Origin of the sequence: Pelomonas sp. CA6 (assembly GCF_022549225.1) — a bacterium.
In the GTDB taxonomy this organism is placed as follows: Bacteria; Pseudomonadota; Gammaproteobacteria; order Burkholderiales; family Burkholderiaceae_C; genus Roseateles.
On record NZ_JAKZFD010000003.1, the window covers coordinates 151,044 to 165,901 of the forward strand.

Genomic DNA, 14,858 nt, shown 5'->3' on the forward strand with positions numbered 1-14,858 from the left:
ATGCCGGCGCTGCGCATCAAGTCGCGGCTGCTCAGGCAGCTGGACAAGGACATCGCGGCGGCGCCGACGTCCGTGCGCGCCGCCTGCCTGCGTGCGAAGCGGGCGATGCTGCTGGCCCGCCATGGCGCGCTCACCGACGCGCGCGAAGCGCTCACCGAGCTGCACCAGCTGGCCTTCCAGCATCCCCATCCCGAGATCAGCGCCTGGCTGCACATGGCCGAGGGGTTGATGGGCTATTACACGGACTTCAGCGAAAGCGCTCAGGACAAGGTGCTGCGCGCCTGCGTGATCGCCCGCGCCGAGGGTGGGATGCCCGAGATCGAAGGGCTGGCGCTGGCCTGGCTGGTCCACTTCGCCTATTACCGCCACGACTATGCCGCGCTGGTCGAGTATGGCCGCGACTGTCTGGCGGTGCTTCGTCCCGAGCACCATGTCGCCCACGCGCGTTTTGCGATGGCGCTGGGGCTGGCCTGGCATCACGCCGGCGACGCGGCGCGGGCCCAACCCTGGTATGCGCGCGCGCGCCGCCATGCCGCGAGCGAGGGCGACGATGCCAGCCTGTCGGCGCTGATGTACAACATGGCCGAGATGCGCGCCGCGCAGGCCTGCCGCGAGACTCTGGACCTGGCCCATCGCAACGCCGCCGAGCTGCTGCTGGGCGCGGATTCGGTGCGTCACTACGACGAGGCCGTCGGTGCCGCGGTGATGAATGAACTCACGCCGCTGCTGAGGGCGCGCATCTTGGTGCTGCAGGGCCGCTATGCCGAGGCGCGCCTGCTTTACGAGCAGAACCTGCCTCAGGCGATGTCACGCGCGCTGACGCGCCTGGACAGCAGCCGCCTGTCCGACCTGGCCTGGTGTCAGGCCAATTGCGGCAGTCCCGAACAGGCGCTGAGCCAGGCGCGCAAGGCCGAGGCGGAGCTGGATCCCAGCTGCGATCCGGACGACCGCGCGATCACCCACGGCCGGCTCGCCCAGGTGTTCGCGCTGCTGGGCATGGCCGAAGAGGCGCAGCGCCACCGCGCGATGGCCGCGCAGGAATGGACCGGCTTTGCCGAACTGCAGCAGGACTGGCGCGGCCGGCTGGAGGCGGCGGGCTTTCAGCCCTGAGGCCGACTGTCCAAGGCGCCGGCCGGCATCTGACCGGCCCGGTTCAGGTCAGAACAGCGCCATGCTGAGCTTGCGGCGGTACTGGTCCAGCAGCGGGTCGCTGGGCGCGACGGTCGCGGGACCGGCCAGTTGCAGGCCGCCCGCGCTGGCCGCCTGCGCGCCCGGTGCCGCGGCGGGCGCGGGCTTGCTCATCAGCTCCAGGATCGCGACATAGGTCTTGCGCGCCAACTGATCGTTCCAGCCCTTGTCGCGCATGATGATTTCCAGCAACTCGTCCATCGCGCCGGTGAAGTCGCGCGCGGCCAGCAGGCCCTGAGCCAGTGCGTAGCGGGCGTCGAAGTCGCGTTTGTTGGCGGCGATCGCGGCCTCCAGGGCCTGCGCGTCCAGCCCGGCCCGCGCGCGTTCGGCGGCGGCGATCCAGACCGCCAGCGCCGCGAAGCGCGGATGCGGGGTGATGGTATCGGCGGCGCGCGCGGCCACCGGCGTGAAGGCGGCCTCGGCCTCGTCCAGGCGGTCGGCTTCCAGCAGTGCGCGGACGAGGTCGAAGCGCGCGGTCTCGTTGCCCGGGTCGGCCTCGACCGCGGCGACCAGCTTGTCCAGCGCGGCGTCGGCATCGCCATCGGCCATCAGGGCCTGGGCCTGGGCGATGTCCTCCTCGGCCTCCAGCGCCTCGGTGCTGGGCACATGGCGATCCAGGAACTCGCGGATCTGGGCCTCGGGCAGCGCGCCGACGAAGCCGTCCACCGGCTGGCCGCCGACGAAGATCACGCAGAAGGGGATGGAGCGCACGCCGAAGGCCTGGCTCAGCTGGGTGGCGATCTCGGGCTGGTCATCGCTGTTGAGCTTGGCGAGCTTGAAGCGGCCGGCGTAAGCCACCTCCAACTTCTCCAGCAGCGGCCCCAGCGTGCGGCAAGGGCCGCACCAGGGTGCCCAGATGTCCAGCAGCACCGGCTGCTGCAGCGAGGCTTGCAGCAGTTCGGTCTCGAAATTTTGCAGGGTGATGTCGATCATGGCGGACCGGCGCCGCGGCGGCGCCGTGATGGCGTTGCTAGGAAACTGCCCCAGGCCTTGGCAGAGGCGCGGGCCGCAAGGCGAGCACCTGGGGGCGCCCGCCTACAATTCAAGGTTTAGCGATTTTGGAGCGAGCCGTGAGCAGCGCCGCAGCACCCCTCGAAGCCTCCCCCGAATCTCCTCAGGACTCTTCTCCGGTCTCTCCCCTCGTCGGCGTGGTGATGGGCTCCAGCAGCGACTGGGAGACCATGAAGCACGCCGCCGACATTCTGACCGAGTTCGGCCTCCCCTTCGAGGCACGCGTGGTCTCCGCGCACCGCATGCCCGACGACATGTTCGCCTATGCCGAACAGGCGCAGGCGCGTGGGCTGCGCGCCATCATCGCCGGCGCCGGCGGCGCGGCCCACCTGCCGGGCATGCTGGCCGCCAAGACCACGGTGCCGGTGCTGGGCGTGCCGGTTGCCAGCCGCCACCTGCAGGGCGTGGACTCGCTGCATTCCATCGTGCAGATGCCCAAGGGCGTGCCGGTGGCCACCTTCGCGATCGGCACGGCCGGGGCCGGCAATGCCGCGCTCTTCGCCGTCGCGATGCTGGCGGCCGGGAACGCGGCATTGCTGACCCGGCTGGAGGCCTTCCGCGCCCGCCAGACGGCCGCCGCGCGCGCGATGAGCGAGGAGCTGCGTTGATGGCCGCCGCGCTGCCGTCTTCGTCGCCGTTGTTGCCGGGCGAGGCCGTCCTGGGCGTGATGGGCGGCGGCCAGTTGGGCCGCATGTTCGTCCATGCCGCGCAAGCGCTGGGCTACCACTGCGTGGTGCTGGACCCGGACGCCGACAGCCCCGCCGGCGCCGTCGCGCAGGAGCATCTGCGCGCCGGCTATCTGGACGAGGCCGCGCTGGACGCGCTGGCGCAGCGCTGCGACGCCATCACCACCGAGTTCGAGAACGTGCCGGCCCAGGCGTTGCAGCGCCTGGCGCAGACCCGCACGGTGGCGCCGGGCGCGGCCTGTGTCGCGATCTGCCAGGACCGTGCCGAGGAAAAGGCGCACTTCGTGCGCAGCGGCGTCCCCTGTGCGCCCTACGCGGTGTTGCGCGGCGCGGCCGATGTGGCGGCGGTGCCCGACGCGCTGCTGCCGGGCATTCTGAAGACCTCCCGCATGGGCTATGACGGCAAGGGTCAGCGTCGGGTCGCCGACCGCGCCCAACTGGCGGCCGCCTTTGCCGAGCTGGGGGTGGACTGCGTGCTGGAGCAGCTGCTGCCGCTGCGGCTGGAGCTCAGCGTGATCGTCGCGCGCGGCGCCGACGGTGCGGTGGTGAGCTATCCGGTGCAGCAGAACCTGCACCGCGACGGCATTCTCGCGGTCACCGAGGTGCCCGCGCCGCAGGCCGACGAGGCGCTGCAGCGCGAGGCGCGTGCCGCCGCGGCGGCCATCGCCGCAGGCATGGGGTATGTGGGTGTGCTGTGCGTGGAGTTCTTCGTGCTGCAGGACGGCCGTCTGGTGGTCAACGAGATGGCTCCGCGGCCGCACAACTCCGGCCACTACACGATGAATGCCTGCGATGTCTCGCAGTTCGAGATGCAGGTGCGCGCGATGGCGGGGCTGCCGCTGCGCGAGCCGCGTCTGCATTCCCCGGTGGTGATGCTCAATCTGCTGGGCGATCTGTGGTTCGACGCCGCAGGTCGCGAGCGCACGCCCGACTGGGCCGGCGTGCTGGCCCTGCCTGGCGCGGCGCTGCACCTCTACGGCAAGGCGCAGGCGCGACCCGGCCGCAAGATGGGTCATTTGAACCTGGTCGCGGCGACGCCCGAGGCCGCGCGCGACAGCGCCCGCCGCGCCTGCGCGCTGTTGGGCCTGCCCGAAACCTGGTGAGCGCGATGCTGCTGGACGGCAAGCACCCCGAAAGCGTGGAGCAGGCCGCGCGCGCGCTCGCTGGCGGGCGCCTGGTGGCCATTCCGACCGAGACCGTCTATGGCTTGGCCGCGCGCGCCGATCAGGACGCCGCGGTGGCGCAGATCTTCGCCGCCAAGGGGCGTCCGGCGGACCATCCGCTGATCGTCCATGTGCTCGACGAGACGGGCGCGCGCCGCTTCGCGCAAGACCTGCCCCCGGTGGCATTGCGCCTGATGGCCGCCTTCTGGCCCGGACCGTTGACGCTGATCGTCAAGCGCGCGCCTGGCGTGGCCGGCGCGGCCGCGGGCGGGCAGGCCACGGTGGGGTTGCGCAGTCCCTCGCATCCGCTGGCGCGCGCGCTGATGCAGCGTTGCCGCGAGCTGGGCGTGGAAGGCCTGGCCGCGCCCAGCGCCAACCGCTTCGGCCGCGTCAGCCCCACGCGCGCCGATCATGTGCAGGGTGAATTCGGTCCCGCGATGCTGGTGCTGGACGGCGGCGACTGCCCGGTGGGCATCGAGTCCAGCATCGTCGACTGCAGCCGGGGCGCGCCGGTGCTGCTGCGTCCCGGCGTGCTGACGCCGTCCGAGCTGGAGGCGGCGGCCGGCGAGCCGCTGCGCGCGCCCGATGCCCGTGCGCCCAAGGCCTCGGGCACGCTGGCCGCGCACTATGCGCCCAGCGCGGTGGTGCGGCTCCTGGCTACCGAGCCCTTGAAGCGGCAACTTTCGGAAACGCGGCCCGCGGGGCTGGCTGTATATTCGCGCACGGTCTACGAGGGCTTGCCTCTGTGGCGCGCGATGCCGGACTCGGCCCGCGCGACGGCACGTCAGCTGTTCGCCGTGTTGCGCGAGCTCGACGCGGCCGGCGCCCGCGAGATCTGGATCGAGGCCCCCCCCGAAGGGGCCGAATGGGATGGCGTGCGCGACCGCTTGTCACGCGCTGCGGCGGCATTCGCGCCGCGGCAGGATTGAATGAACGATGGAGTTTGCATGAAGAGTATGAAGCGCTGCCTGGGGCTGCTGCTGAGCGTGTCGGCCCTGCTAACGGCCTGTGGCGGCAGCGGGACCCAGATCGACCCCTTCAAGCCCACGCGCATCATGGCCTTCGGCGATGAACTCAGCGTGATCAACAACAACGGCTACAAGTACACCGTCAATGCCGTCTCCGACGACGTGACCCCGGTGCTGCAGTGCCAGAACAACCCGATCTGGACCCAGTTGCTGGCCGCCCAGTTCGGCCTGGTGTTCCCGCAGTGCAACCCCAGCAATGCCACCAATCCGCAAGGCCTGATCCTTGCCCAGCCGGGCGCCAAGGTCGACGATGTGCGCAAGCAGATCGACAACCAGCTGGCGCTCAACGGCGTGAACAGCAAGGATCTGATCACGGTGTTCGCCGGCATGAACGACGTGCTCGAACTCTATGGCCAGTTCCCGTCGCTGGGGCGCGAGTCGCTGATCGCCGAGGCGAGCACGCGAGGCAAGACCCTGGCCGAGCAGATCAACCGCCTGGCCCGCGCTGATGGCCGTGTGATCTTCGCGACCTCGCCGGACATGGGGCTGTCCCCGTTCGCGCTGAAGGAGAAGGCCACCCATGCCGACACCGACCGCGCCCGTCTGCTGACGGATCTGAGCCAGGCCTTCAATGTCGCGCTCAAGCTCAACGTCATCAATGACGGCCGCATGATCGGTTTCGTCGAGTTCGCCGAGGACATGCAGCTGCAGGCCCTGGCCCCGGCCTACTACGGCTACAGCAACATTTCGGATGCCTCGTGCAAGACCGATGTGGTGATTCCCAAGTGCACCAACAAAACCCTGGTCGCCAACGCGACCGGCGCCTCGCACATGTGGGCCACCGACCTGTTCTTTGGTCCGACGCTGCATAACACCCTGGGGGCGACGGCGCGCTCGCGCGCGGTGAACCTGCCGTTCTGACCACCTCTCCGCTGGACCGGGCCGCGCCCGGTTCGTCAAGGGCAAGACCCCGGCGCCGCAAGGCGTCGGGGTTTTTACTTTGGGCCCTCATCCGGGGGGTGCTTATAGTGATGGCTACAAAATCGAACGGTCGTTCGATTCGTCCCGCAAGACCAGAACCCGATCGAGAGGCACGCATGAAGACTCGCAAGTTCCTGCCCCTGACCCTGCTGGCGCTGAGCGCCGCGGTGCTGACCGCCTGCGGCGGCGGCGGCGACGATCCGACGCCGCCGCCCAGCCCGACGGCACGCGCGACGGTGGTCTTTGGCCAGCAGATGGGCAAGGCCAGCGCGGCCGAGATCGATGCCGGCACCCAGGCCAGCGGCCTGCAGCCCATCAGCGGCAAGGCCAAGTGCGGCGTCGATGTGCGCTATGTCCAGTACTACACCATCGATCCCAAGAACCAGCCCGTCACCGCCACCACCGCGGTGCTGGTGCCCAATGGCAGCGATGCCGCCTGCAGCGGCGAGCGTCCCGTGGTGCTGCATGCCCACGGCACGACCACGCTGAAGAGCTACAACATGGCCCAGGTCAGCAGCAACCAGGAAGCCGCGCTGATGATGGCGATGTATGCCGCGCAGGGCTTCATCGTGGTCGCGCCCAACTACGTGGGCTACGACCTCTCCAGCCTGAATTACCACCCCTATCTGAACGCCGAGCAGCAGGCCGCCGACATGGTCGATGCGCTGCGCGCCGCCAAGAAGGACCTGGCCGCCAACAGCGCGGTCAAACCTTCGTCCAAGCTGCTGCTGACCGGCTATTCGCAGGGCGGCCATGTGGCGATGGCCACGCACAAGATCATCGAGCGCGACTACGCCAGTGAGTTCACCGTGACCGCGTCGGCGCCGATGTCCGGCCCCTACAACCTGGTCAAGATGGGCGACGTGGTGACCGGCCCGGGTCCCATCAACGCCGGCGCGACGCTGTTCGTGCCGCTGCTGATGACGTCCTACCAGAACGCCTATGGTGGCCTGTACGCCTCCCCGTCCGAGGTCTACCAGGCCCCGTTCGACCAGAGCGCGCCCACGCTGTTCCCGACCGACACGCCGGTGGCCACGCTGATGGCCCAGGGCAAGCTGCCGGCTGATCCGACGCTGACCAAGCTCTTCGGCACCGGCGGTCTGCTGACCGACGGCTTCCGCAGCGGCTATCAGAACTCCAACTACCGCAAGGCCCTGCAGACCAACACGCTGCTGGGCTGGGCGCCCAAGAGGCCCATGGTGCTGTGTGCCGGCGGACAGGACCCGACCGTGTTCTTCTTCAACACGACCGACGTGCAGGCCGACTTTGCGTCGCGGGGCGCGACCGTGCCGGCCTGGAACCTGGAGAACCGCGCCAGCATGCCCGCGGGCGCCGCCTTCGACACCGCCTACGGCGGCTTCCAGCTGGCCAAGGCCGCGGCGGGCGCGAACGCCCAGGCCCAGTACCACGGCGGGCTGGTGCCGCCGTTCTGCCACGCGCTGGCGCGCGGCTACTTCCAGCAGGTCCTGGCCAGCGGCCAGTAAGCCCTGCGCTGACGCGCGGCGGCGGCCGAGATCACCCGGGGGGCTGCGGCCCCCCGGTACACTTCGGCCATGCTATTGGCGCTGGACAGTTCGACCGAGACGATGGCCCTGGCCCTGGTCGGCGAGGGCAAGGCATGGCACCTGGACGCCGAGGGCGGAGCCAAGGCCTCGCAGCAGATGGTGCCCGAGCTGATGGCCTTGCTGGCGCGCGCGGGCCTGTGCCTGGCCGAGGTGCAGGCGATCGCCTTTGGCCGCGGTCCCGGCGCCTTCACCGGCTTGCGCACCGCCTGCGCGGTGGCCCAGGGCCTGGCGCTGGGCGCGGACAAGCCCGTGCTGGCGCTGGACAGCCTGATGCTGGTCGCCGAAGACGCCCGCCAGCAGGCCGCGGACCGCGGCAACCCCCTGGCCGCGCAAGACCGCCTGTGGGTGGCGATGGACGCGCGCATGGACGAAATCTATGCCGGGCTCTACCGCTGGGACGGCCAGGGCTGGCAAACCGACCACGCGCCGGCCCTGTACGAGCCCGAAGCCTTGCGCGCGCAACTGGCCGCACGGCCCGCGGCGGGGCTGGCGGGCAGCGCGCTGCAGCCCTTCGGCCTGGCGGCGGGGGCGGCCGCCACCTATCCCTGGTGTACCTCGCGCGCGCGCGCGCTGGGTCGGCTGGCGTGTCAGGCTTGGGCGCAAGGCCAGGCCATCGCCGCCGACCAGGCGCTGCCTCACTATGTGCGCGACAAGGTGGCGCTGACCACTGCTGAACGCGAGGCCGCCGCGGCCGCGCGCGCCGCCGGAGGCCCGCTGTGAGTGCCCTGCTGCGCGACCTGGCGCCCATGGCCATCCAGGCCATGGCCGTGGCGGACCTCGACGAGGTCCTGGCCATCGAGCAGCAGGCCTACAGCCATCCGTGGACCCGCGGCAATTTCATCGACTCGCTGTCGTCCGGCTATCTGAGCCATGTCTGGCGCGACGACCAGGGCCAGTTGCAAGGCTATTTCCTTGCCATGCAGGTGCTGGACGAGATGCACCTGCTCAACATCACGGTCCACCCGCGGCTGCAGCGCCAGCGCCTGGGCTGGCGCATGCTGGAGCTGCTCGCCCAGCTGGCGCGTGAGCGCGGCTGCCGCCAGCTGTGGCTGGAGGTGCGCGAGAGCAACGCACCCGCGCGGCGGCTCTACGAGGCCTTCGGCCTGCGACAGCTGGGCCTGCGCCGTGACTATTACCCCGCCCATGGCGGCCGCGAAAACGCGCTGCTGATGGGCCTGGACCTGCCGCAGGAGAGCCCGTCATGAGCTGGAGCGAGCGCCAGCGCCGCATGCTGGAGATGATGGGCCTGCGCGTCTGGGCGCCCGAGGCGGCCGCAGTCCCGCCGGCTGACGAAGGCGCCGCCGCAGCCGTCGCGGTGGCGCCGTCCGCCGCGGCCGAAACCCGGGCCGAGCCCGCCGTCGCGCCGCGACCACCGGCCTCTGCCCGTTCGTTGGAGCCCGTCGCGCCGCCGCCCGCGGCCACCGGTCCGCGTGCCGCGCCGCCGCCTGAGGGCGTGGTCGCCACACCCGTTCCCGCGCCGTCGCGCGAGCGTGGCGCCGGCCGGGCAGCGCTGGCGCAGATGGACTGGACCCAGCTGCGCGAACAGGTGGCCCAGTGCCGCGCCTGCGCGCTGTGCGAGACGCGCAAGAACACGGTATTCGGCGTCGGCCACGAGCGCGCCCACTGGATGATCGTGGGTGAGGCCCCGGGCGAGCAGGAAGACCTGCGCGGCGAGCCCTTCGTCGGTCCGGCCGGGCAGCTGCTGGACAGCATGCTCGCCGCCCTCGGCCTGTCGCGCCAGGACGGGCCGGCCGAGCGCCAGGTCTATATCGCCAACACGCTGAAGTGCCGGCCGCCGCGCAACCGCAATCCCGAACCGTCGGAACTGGCGCAATGCGAGCCCTATCTGCAGCGCCAGATCGAGTTGATCCAGCCGCGCATCATCCTCGCGATGGGCCGCTTCGCGGTGCAGCAGCTGCTGGGCAGCAGCGAGGCGATTGGTCGCCTGCGCGGGCGCGTCCACGAGTACCAGGGCGTGCCCCTGATCGTCACCTACCACCCGGCCTATCTGCTGCGCAACCTGCCCGACAAGGCGCGCGCCTGGGACGACCTGTGCCTGGCGCTGCAGACCCTGGAGCGCGCCCCGTGACCGAGGCCACGCCGCCGGCCCGCGACAGCGACCAGGCGGCGCAGTTTCGCCTGCTGGCGGACAACGTGCCGGTGCTGATCGCGGTGTTCGAGGCGGGCGAGTCGCGCTGCGTGTTCGCCAACCGGCAGTACGCGCGCTGCTTCGGGCGCAGCGAGGACGAGGTGCTGGGCCTGCACTTCGCCGACATCATCGGCGCCGAGGCGGCACGCGAGATCGGTCCGCATGTGCAGCGCGTGCTTCACGAGCAGGTCAGCGTGCACTACGAGCGCCGGCTGGACGACGGCAGCGGCGCGCCGCCACGCTGGCTGGACGTCAACCTGATCCCGCATCTGGATGGGCAGGGGCGGGTGGTCTCGACCTTTGTGCTGATCTCCGACGTCACCCGCTTCCGCGAGGCCGAGCGGCTGGTGCGCGAATCCGAGGAGCGGCTCGCCAAGTTCATGCAGGCCTCGGTGGAGGGTATCGTCTTCCACCGCGACGGGCGGGTCACGGATGCCAACCCGCCGGTCTGCGAGCTGGTGGGCTACCGGCTCGAGGAACTGGTCGGACGCGACACGCTGAGCCTGATCGCCCCCGACCAGCGCGACCGCGTCGGCGCGGTGATGCGCGCCGGCGCCGAACTGCGCTACGAAACCGCGGTGCTGCACAAGAACGGCGAGCGCATCCCGGTGGAATTCATCGTGCGCACGCTGCGCCGCAATGGCGAGAAGCTGCGCATGACCATCGTGCGCGACATCCGCGAACAGCTGGCCGCGCATGAGCGCATCCACCACCTGGCCCACCACGACTCGCTGACCGGGCTGCTCAACCGCAACACCTTCATGGAGCGTTTGCGCGAGCGCCTGGCCTCCGGCGAGCGCAGCCTGGCGCTGCTCTTCGTGGACCTGGACAACTTCAAGCGCGTCAACGACTCGCTGGGCCACCTGGCCGGTGACCAGGTGCTGCGCGCGGTGGCCGAGCGGCTCAGCGCCTGCCTGCGCGAAGGCGACCTGGTGGCGCGCTTCGGCGGCGACGAGTTCGTCGTGCTGCTGGAGGGCGTGAGCGCGGCCGAAGACGCGCAGGTGGTCGTGAACGCGCTGCTGCGCGTCGTCGAGGTGCCGGTGCAAGCCGATGGCCGCGACCTGTCGGTCACGCCGTCGATCGGCGTCGCGCTGCACCCCGAGCACGGCCACAGTCCCGAGCAGCTGCTGCAGCATGCCGACACCGCGATGTACCTGGCCAAGGCGGCGGGCCGCGCCACCTACCGCTTCTTCGAGCACGAGATGGCCGCCACCGCCTATGCCGACCTCGTGCTGGAGAGCGAACTGGCCCAGGCCATCACCGCAGGCGAGTTCGTGCTGCACTACCAGCCGCAGGTCGACGCGCGCAGCGGCGCGCTGTGCGGCGCCGAGGCTTTGCTGCGCTGGCAGCACCCGCGCCGCGGGCTGCTCAGTCCCGAGGCCTTCATCGAGGTGGCCGAGCGCCACCGCCTCATGCTGCCGCTGGGCGAATGGGTGATGCAGGAGGCCGCGCGCCAGAGCCGGCGCTGGCACGAGAGCGGGCTGGCGCCGGTGCCGCTGGCGGTCAACCTGTCCAGCATGCAGTTCCGCCTCGCCAGTTTCGCGCGCTCCGTCGCCCAGGTGCTGCAGCGCGCCGGCGTGCCGGGCGCCTGGCTGGAGCTGGAGCTCACCGAGCGCATGCTCACCGACGACATCGAGGCCCTGCCCGAACTGCTGCAAAGCCTGCGCGCGCTGGGCGTGGGCATCTCCATCGACGACTTCGGCACCGGCTACACCGCGCTGGCCCATCTGACCCGGCTGCCGCTGGACAAGCTCAAGATCGACCAGAGCTTCGTCGCCGGCCTGCCCGACGAGCGCGGCGCGCTGGCGATCACGCGCGCCATGGTGCAGATGGGCAAGGATCTGGGCCTGCGCGTCAGCGCCGAGGGCGTGCGCAACGCCGACCAGCAGCGCCTGCTCGCCGGCTGGGGCTGCGACGAGCTGCAGGGCGAGTTCATTGCCGCGCCGATGAGCGCCGCCGACTTCGAGGACTGGGTGCGGGTGCGGGCGCCGGCCTCTGCCGGCTCCTAGAATCCGGCCATGAGCGAAGCGACCCCGCCTTCCCCGGCGCTGATGGACCGGCTGCGCGAAGCCCTGGCGCAGGCCGGCGGCTGGCTGCCCTTTGACCGCTACATGAGCCTGGCGCTGTACGAGCCCGGCCTGGGCTATTACACCAACGCGCGGCGCAAGTTCGGCCACATGCCGCAATCGGGCTCGGACTTCGTCACCGCGCCCGAACTCTCGCCGCTGTTCGGCCGTGCGCTGGCCCACCAACTGCGTCAGGCCCTGGACTGGTGCGGCGGCGACACCGTGCTGGAGTTCGGCGCCGGCAGTGGCGCGCTGGCCGAGCAGCTGCTGGACGCGCTGGGCGAGCGTGTCGCGCACTACCAGATCGTCGACCTGTCCGGCGTGCTGCGCGAACGCCAGCGCGAACGCCTGGCGCGCTTTGGCGAGCGCGTGCAATGGCTGGACCGCTGGCCCGAGTCCATCACCGGCGTGGTGGTCGCCAATGAATTGCTCGACGCGATGCCGGTGCAGCTGCTGCACTGGACCGGCCAGGCCTGGCAGGAGCGCGGCGTGGCGCTGGACGGGCAGGGCCGGCTGGTCTTCGAGGACCGTCCCAGCGCGCTGACCCCGCCGCCCGATGTGGCGGGGCCCTGGGTGCCAGGCACGGTGACCGAGATCCATCCCCAGGCCGAGGCCTTCGTGCGCACGCTGGCCGCGCATCTGAGGGGCGCCGCCTTCTTCATCGACTACGGCTTCCCCGAGGCCGAGTACTACCATCCGCAGCGCGTCGGCGGCACCCTGATGTGCCACCACCTGCACCGCGCCGATCCCGATCCGCTGCAGGCCCCGGGCGAGAAGGACATCACCGCGCATGTCAACTTCACCGGCATTGCGCTGGCGGGCCAGGACGCGGGCCTCACCGTGCTGGGCTACACCAGCCAGGCCAACTTCCTGATCAACTGCGGCCTGATCAACATGCTCTGCGAGGCCGACCTGCCGCAGCGCGCCGCCGCGCACCGGCTCATCGCCGAGCACGAGATGGGCGAGCTCTTCAAGGTGCTGGGCTTTGCCACCGGCACCGGCTTCGACGCGCTGGGCTTTGCCGCCGGCGACCGCAGCCACATGCTCTGACGCGCCGACGCAATCCCCTTCCCATGGGGAGGCTGTCGCGCGCACCCGACGCGGCGCTCCGCGCCGTGGCTCGCACAATGCGCCTGCCTTGCGCTGGCGCACACCCCAGGCCGGCGACCGCTGCACATTGGATGGGCGGTCTCCGCGCGGGCCCGCGCCCCAGACAAGCCTTGATTCAGGAGTCGTCCCATGTCCGTTCGCATCCCCTTGGGTGGCCTGGCCGCCCTGTCCACCTTGCTGCTGGCCGCCTGCGGTGGCGGCGGTGGCGGCAGCGAGAGCAGCACGCCGCCGGTGCAGACCGCCACGGCGCTGGCGGTGAGCGCCAGCAATTACACGACCGTGGCCCAGCAGTCGGTGTCTTCGTCGCTGTATCTGCTGGACAGCGCCGAGTCCGTGCTGGGCGCGCAGAGCGCCGGGCTGAATGCGCCACTGCGGTATGCGCTGGCGCAGACCGAGCGGCTGGCGGCCTGGTTCGCCAAGGCGCCGCGCAGCGTGGCCGGCGCGACCCAGAGCTACAGCGAGGCCTGCGCGGGCGGCGGACGCATCGATCTGGTGCTGACCGACGTCAATGGCAACGGCCAGCTGGACGCCAACGACGGCGTCAAGCTGACGGCGGTGAGTTGCGTCGAATCCGGCGTGACCCTCAACGGCACGCTGGACATGACGCTGACCGCCGTCACCGGCTCTTTCGGGACCGTCAGCTACAGCGGCAGCGTGCGCCTGCGCCTGAGCAATTTCTCCTCGCAAACGGCCACCGCCAGCGCTACCGGCAATGGTGAGATGACGGTGGATCTCAGCGTCAATTCGGCCACCAGCAGCAGCGCCACGCTGACCGTGCCCGCCTTCACGCTCAGCGGCCAGAGCGGCGGGGTCAGCTACAACAGCAGCCTGAGCAACTACCGGCTCAGCGTGGTCAAGGCCCCCACGACGGCGTCCTATACCGTCGCCGTGAGCGTCAGCGGCGATCTCAGCGGCTCGCTGCTGGAGAGCAAGCAGATCAGCCTGAGCACGCCGACGCCGCTGCTGCGCAACGCCACGGACACCGACCCGTCCAGCGGCCAGCTGCTGGTGCGCGGTGCCGCGGGCAGCCAGGTGCGCATCAGCGCCCAGGCCGGTGGCGTCGCGCTGATCGAGTTGGACGCGGACGGCAACGGCAGCTATGAGCTGTCCACCACGCGCAGCTGGAGCCAGCTGCGTTGAGCCCCCGCGTGCGCCTGGCCGCCATGCTGCCGCTGCTGGCGGTGGCCTGGCCGGTGCTGGCCGGCGGCGCACCAACGGGCGCGGCGGCGGACTGGCAGTTCAGCGTCGCCGCGCTGTCGGTGCACAGCCGCTGGGACGAGCATGACGACGAGGACCGTCGCCTGCTGCAGGAGCGCGGCCGGCGGCCCGGGCTGATGTTGGGCCTGGCCCGGCAGCAAGGGCCCTGGACGCTGGCGCTGGCCTGGCGTGGGCAGCGCGGTGGGCGCGACTACCAGGGGCAGAGCAATGCCGGCACGCCGCTGCGCACGCGCAGCGCGCTGCGTGACGACGCGTTGCAGCTGACGCTGTGGCGCGCGCTGCCGGTCGCCTCGCTGCCTCTGCAGGCCGGGCTGCAGCTGCGCGGGGACCGACGCGAGCGCACCTTGGCCGGCGTCGGCGCGGTGCAGGGATATCCGGAACGCCACCAGGCCTGGACCCTGTGGGCCGGCCTGCGCGGCGAACAGGCGCTGCCGGCCGGCTGGTCGCTGGGCGGTGAGCTGTGGCTGGGCGGCGGGCCGCGAGCCCATGTGGATGTGGCGCTGCCCCAGGCCGACCCCGTGCGCCTGCCCACCGGCGCGCGCAGCGGGCTGGCCGGGGCCGTCGAGCTGGCGACGCCGCGCAGCGGCGGCGGCTGGCGCGCCAGGCTGGCGCTGCAGGGACTGAACGAGCGCGTGCGCGCCGGTGAAGCGCGTCCGTTGTGGCGCGAGGGCGCGCTGGTGGGCGGCGCCCGCCAGCCGGCCCATCGCCTTCTGGAATCAGGACTGGTGCTGGGACTGGACGGGCGCTTCTGAG

The 14,858-nt window shown here is 71.2% G+C and carries 14 protein-coding genes; 13 read left to right on the top strand and 1 reads right to left on the bottom strand.

Features of this window, described 5'->3' with window-relative positions:
- The gene (locus LZ017_RS06685) at window positions 1–1,110 is read left to right on the top strand and encodes a hypothetical protein (RefSeq protein WP_241395829.1); all 1,110 of its coding nucleotides are present in this window, start codon (window positions 1–3) and stop codon (window positions 1,108–1,110) included.
- Between the two features lie 48 nt (window positions 1,111–1,158).
- Here LZ017_RS06685 and LZ017_RS06690 read toward each other — a convergent pair whose 3' ends face one another.
- Window positions 1,159–2,121: a tetratricopeptide repeat protein gene (locus tag LZ017_RS06690; RefSeq protein ID WP_241395830.1), complete on the bottom strand. Its 963-nt coding sequence runs from the start codon at window positions 2,119–2,121 to the stop codon at window positions 1,159–1,161.
- A 221-nt stretch (window positions 2,122–2,342) separates the two neighbouring features.
- Here LZ017_RS06690 and purE point away from each other — a divergent pair, with 221 nt between their 5' ends.
- The 12 genes from purE (at window position 2,343) to LZ017_RS06750 (ending at window position 14,857) form a co-directional block, all read left to right on the top strand.
- A complete protein-coding gene (gene purE / locus LZ017_RS06695; RefSeq protein ID WP_241396093.1) occupies window positions 2,343–2,807 on the top strand; it encodes a 5-(carboxyamino)imidazole ribonucleotide mutase in 465 nt (154 codons plus the stop codon).
- Window positions 2,807–3,988, top strand: coding sequence for a 5-(carboxyamino)imidazole ribonucleotide synthase (locus LZ017_RS06700; RefSeq protein ID WP_241395831.1), 1,182 nt, complete (start codon window positions 2,807–2,809; stop codon window positions 3,986–3,988). Before purE ends, LZ017_RS06700 begins: the two co-directional genes overlap by 1 nt.
- Window positions 3,989–3,993: 5 nt before the next feature.
- Window positions 3,994–4,977 carry an L-threonylcarbamoyladenylate synthase gene (locus LZ017_RS06705; protein WP_241396094.1) on the top strand — a complete coding sequence of 328 codons (984 nt, stop codon included), beginning with the start codon at window positions 3,994–3,996 and terminating at the stop codon, window positions 4,975–4,977.
- An 18-nt stretch (window positions 4,978–4,995) separates the two neighbouring features.
- A complete protein-coding gene (locus LZ017_RS06710) occupies window positions 4,996–5,937 on the top strand; it encodes an SGNH/GDSL hydrolase family protein (protein ID WP_241395832.1) in 942 nt (313 codons plus the stop codon).
- Window positions 5,938–6,113: 176 nt separating this feature from the next.
- Entirely contained in the window at window positions 6,114–7,481 is a 1,368-nt protein-coding gene (locus LZ017_RS06715; protein ID WP_241395833.1) for a S9 family peptidase, read from the top strand.
- Window positions 7,482–7,550: 69 nt separating this feature from the next.
- Window positions 7,551–8,282 carry a tRNA (adenosine(37)-N6)-threonylcarbamoyltransferase complex dimerization subunit type 1 TsaB gene (gene tsaB, locus LZ017_RS06720; protein WP_241395834.1) on the top strand — a complete coding sequence of 244 codons (732 nt, stop codon included), beginning with the start codon at window positions 7,551–7,553 and terminating at the stop codon, window positions 8,280–8,282.
- Complete coding sequence (gene rimI / locus LZ017_RS06725) at window positions 8,279–8,767, top strand: ribosomal protein S18-alanine N-acetyltransferase (RefSeq protein ID WP_241395835.1); 489 nt, start codon at window positions 8,279–8,281, stop codon at window positions 8,765–8,767. The genes tsaB and rimI overlap by 4 nt, the downstream gene beginning before the upstream one ends.
- Window positions 8,764–9,651, top strand: coding sequence for a uracil-DNA glycosylase family protein (locus LZ017_RS06730; protein ID WP_241395836.1), 888 nt, complete (start codon window positions 8,764–8,766; stop codon window positions 9,649–9,651). Before rimI ends, LZ017_RS06730 begins: the two co-directional genes overlap by 4 nt.
- The gene (locus LZ017_RS06735) at window positions 9,648–11,720 is read left to right on the top strand and encodes an EAL domain-containing protein (protein WP_241395837.1); all 2,073 of its coding nucleotides are present in this window, start codon (window positions 9,648–9,650) and stop codon (window positions 11,718–11,720) included. Before LZ017_RS06730 ends, LZ017_RS06735 begins: the two co-directional genes overlap by 4 nt.
- Before the next feature lie 9 nt (window positions 11,721–11,729).
- Window positions 11,730–12,827, top strand: coding sequence for a class I SAM-dependent methyltransferase (locus LZ017_RS06740; protein ID WP_241395838.1), 1,098 nt, complete (start codon window positions 11,730–11,732; stop codon window positions 12,825–12,827).
- A 189-nt stretch (window positions 12,828–13,016) separates the two neighbouring features.
- A complete protein-coding gene (locus LZ017_RS06745; RefSeq protein ID WP_241395839.1) occupies window positions 13,017–14,027 on the top strand; it encodes a hypothetical protein in 1,011 nt (336 codons plus the stop codon).
- Window positions 14,024–14,857, top strand: coding sequence for a hypothetical protein (locus tag LZ017_RS06750; RefSeq protein ID WP_241395840.1), 834 nt, complete (start codon window positions 14,024–14,026; stop codon window positions 14,855–14,857). The genes LZ017_RS06745 and LZ017_RS06750 overlap by 4 nt, the downstream gene beginning before the upstream one ends.
- The last annotated feature ends 1 nt before the right edge of the window (window position 14,858 follow it).

Bases quoted from the DNA above. Each gene is read 5' to 3' on its own strand.
- LZ017_RS06685 (WP_241395829.1), top strand. From the start codon at position 1: ATGCCGGCGCTGCGCATCAAGTCGCGGCTGCTCAGGCAGCTGGACAAG.
- LZ017_RS06690 (WP_241395830.1), bottom strand. From the start codon at position 2,121: ATGATCGACATCACCCTGCAAAATTTCGAGACCGAACTGCTGCAAGCC.
- purE (WP_241396093.1), top strand. From the start codon at position 2,343: ATGGGCTCCAGCAGCGACTGGGAGACCATGAAGCACGCCGCCGACATT.
- LZ017_RS06700 (WP_241395831.1), top strand. From the start codon at position 2,807: ATGGCCGCCGCGCTGCCGTCTTCGTCGCCGTTGTTGCCGGGCGAGGCC.
- LZ017_RS06705 (WP_241396094.1), top strand. From the start codon at position 3,994: ATGCTGCTGGACGGCAAGCACCCCGAAAGCGTGGAGCAGGCCGCGCGC.
- LZ017_RS06710 (WP_241395832.1), top strand. From the start codon at position 4,996: ATGAAGAGTATGAAGCGCTGCCTGGGGCTGCTGCTGAGCGTGTCGGCC.
- LZ017_RS06715 (WP_241395833.1), top strand. From the start codon at position 6,114: ATGAAGACTCGCAAGTTCCTGCCCCTGACCCTGCTGGCGCTGAGCGCC.
- tsaB (WP_241395834.1), top strand. From the start codon at position 7,551: ATGCTATTGGCGCTGGACAGTTCGACCGAGACGATGGCCCTGGCCCTG.
- LZ017_RS06730 (WP_241395836.1), top strand. From the start codon at position 8,764: ATGAGCTGGAGCGAGCGCCAGCGCCGCATGCTGGAGATGATGGGCCTG.
- LZ017_RS06740 (WP_241395838.1), top strand. From the start codon at position 11,730: ATGAGCGAAGCGACCCCGCCTTCCCCGGCGCTGATGGACCGGCTGCGC.
- LZ017_RS06745 (WP_241395839.1), top strand. From the start codon at position 13,017: ATGTCCGTTCGCATCCCCTTGGGTGGCCTGGCCGCCCTGTCCACCTTG.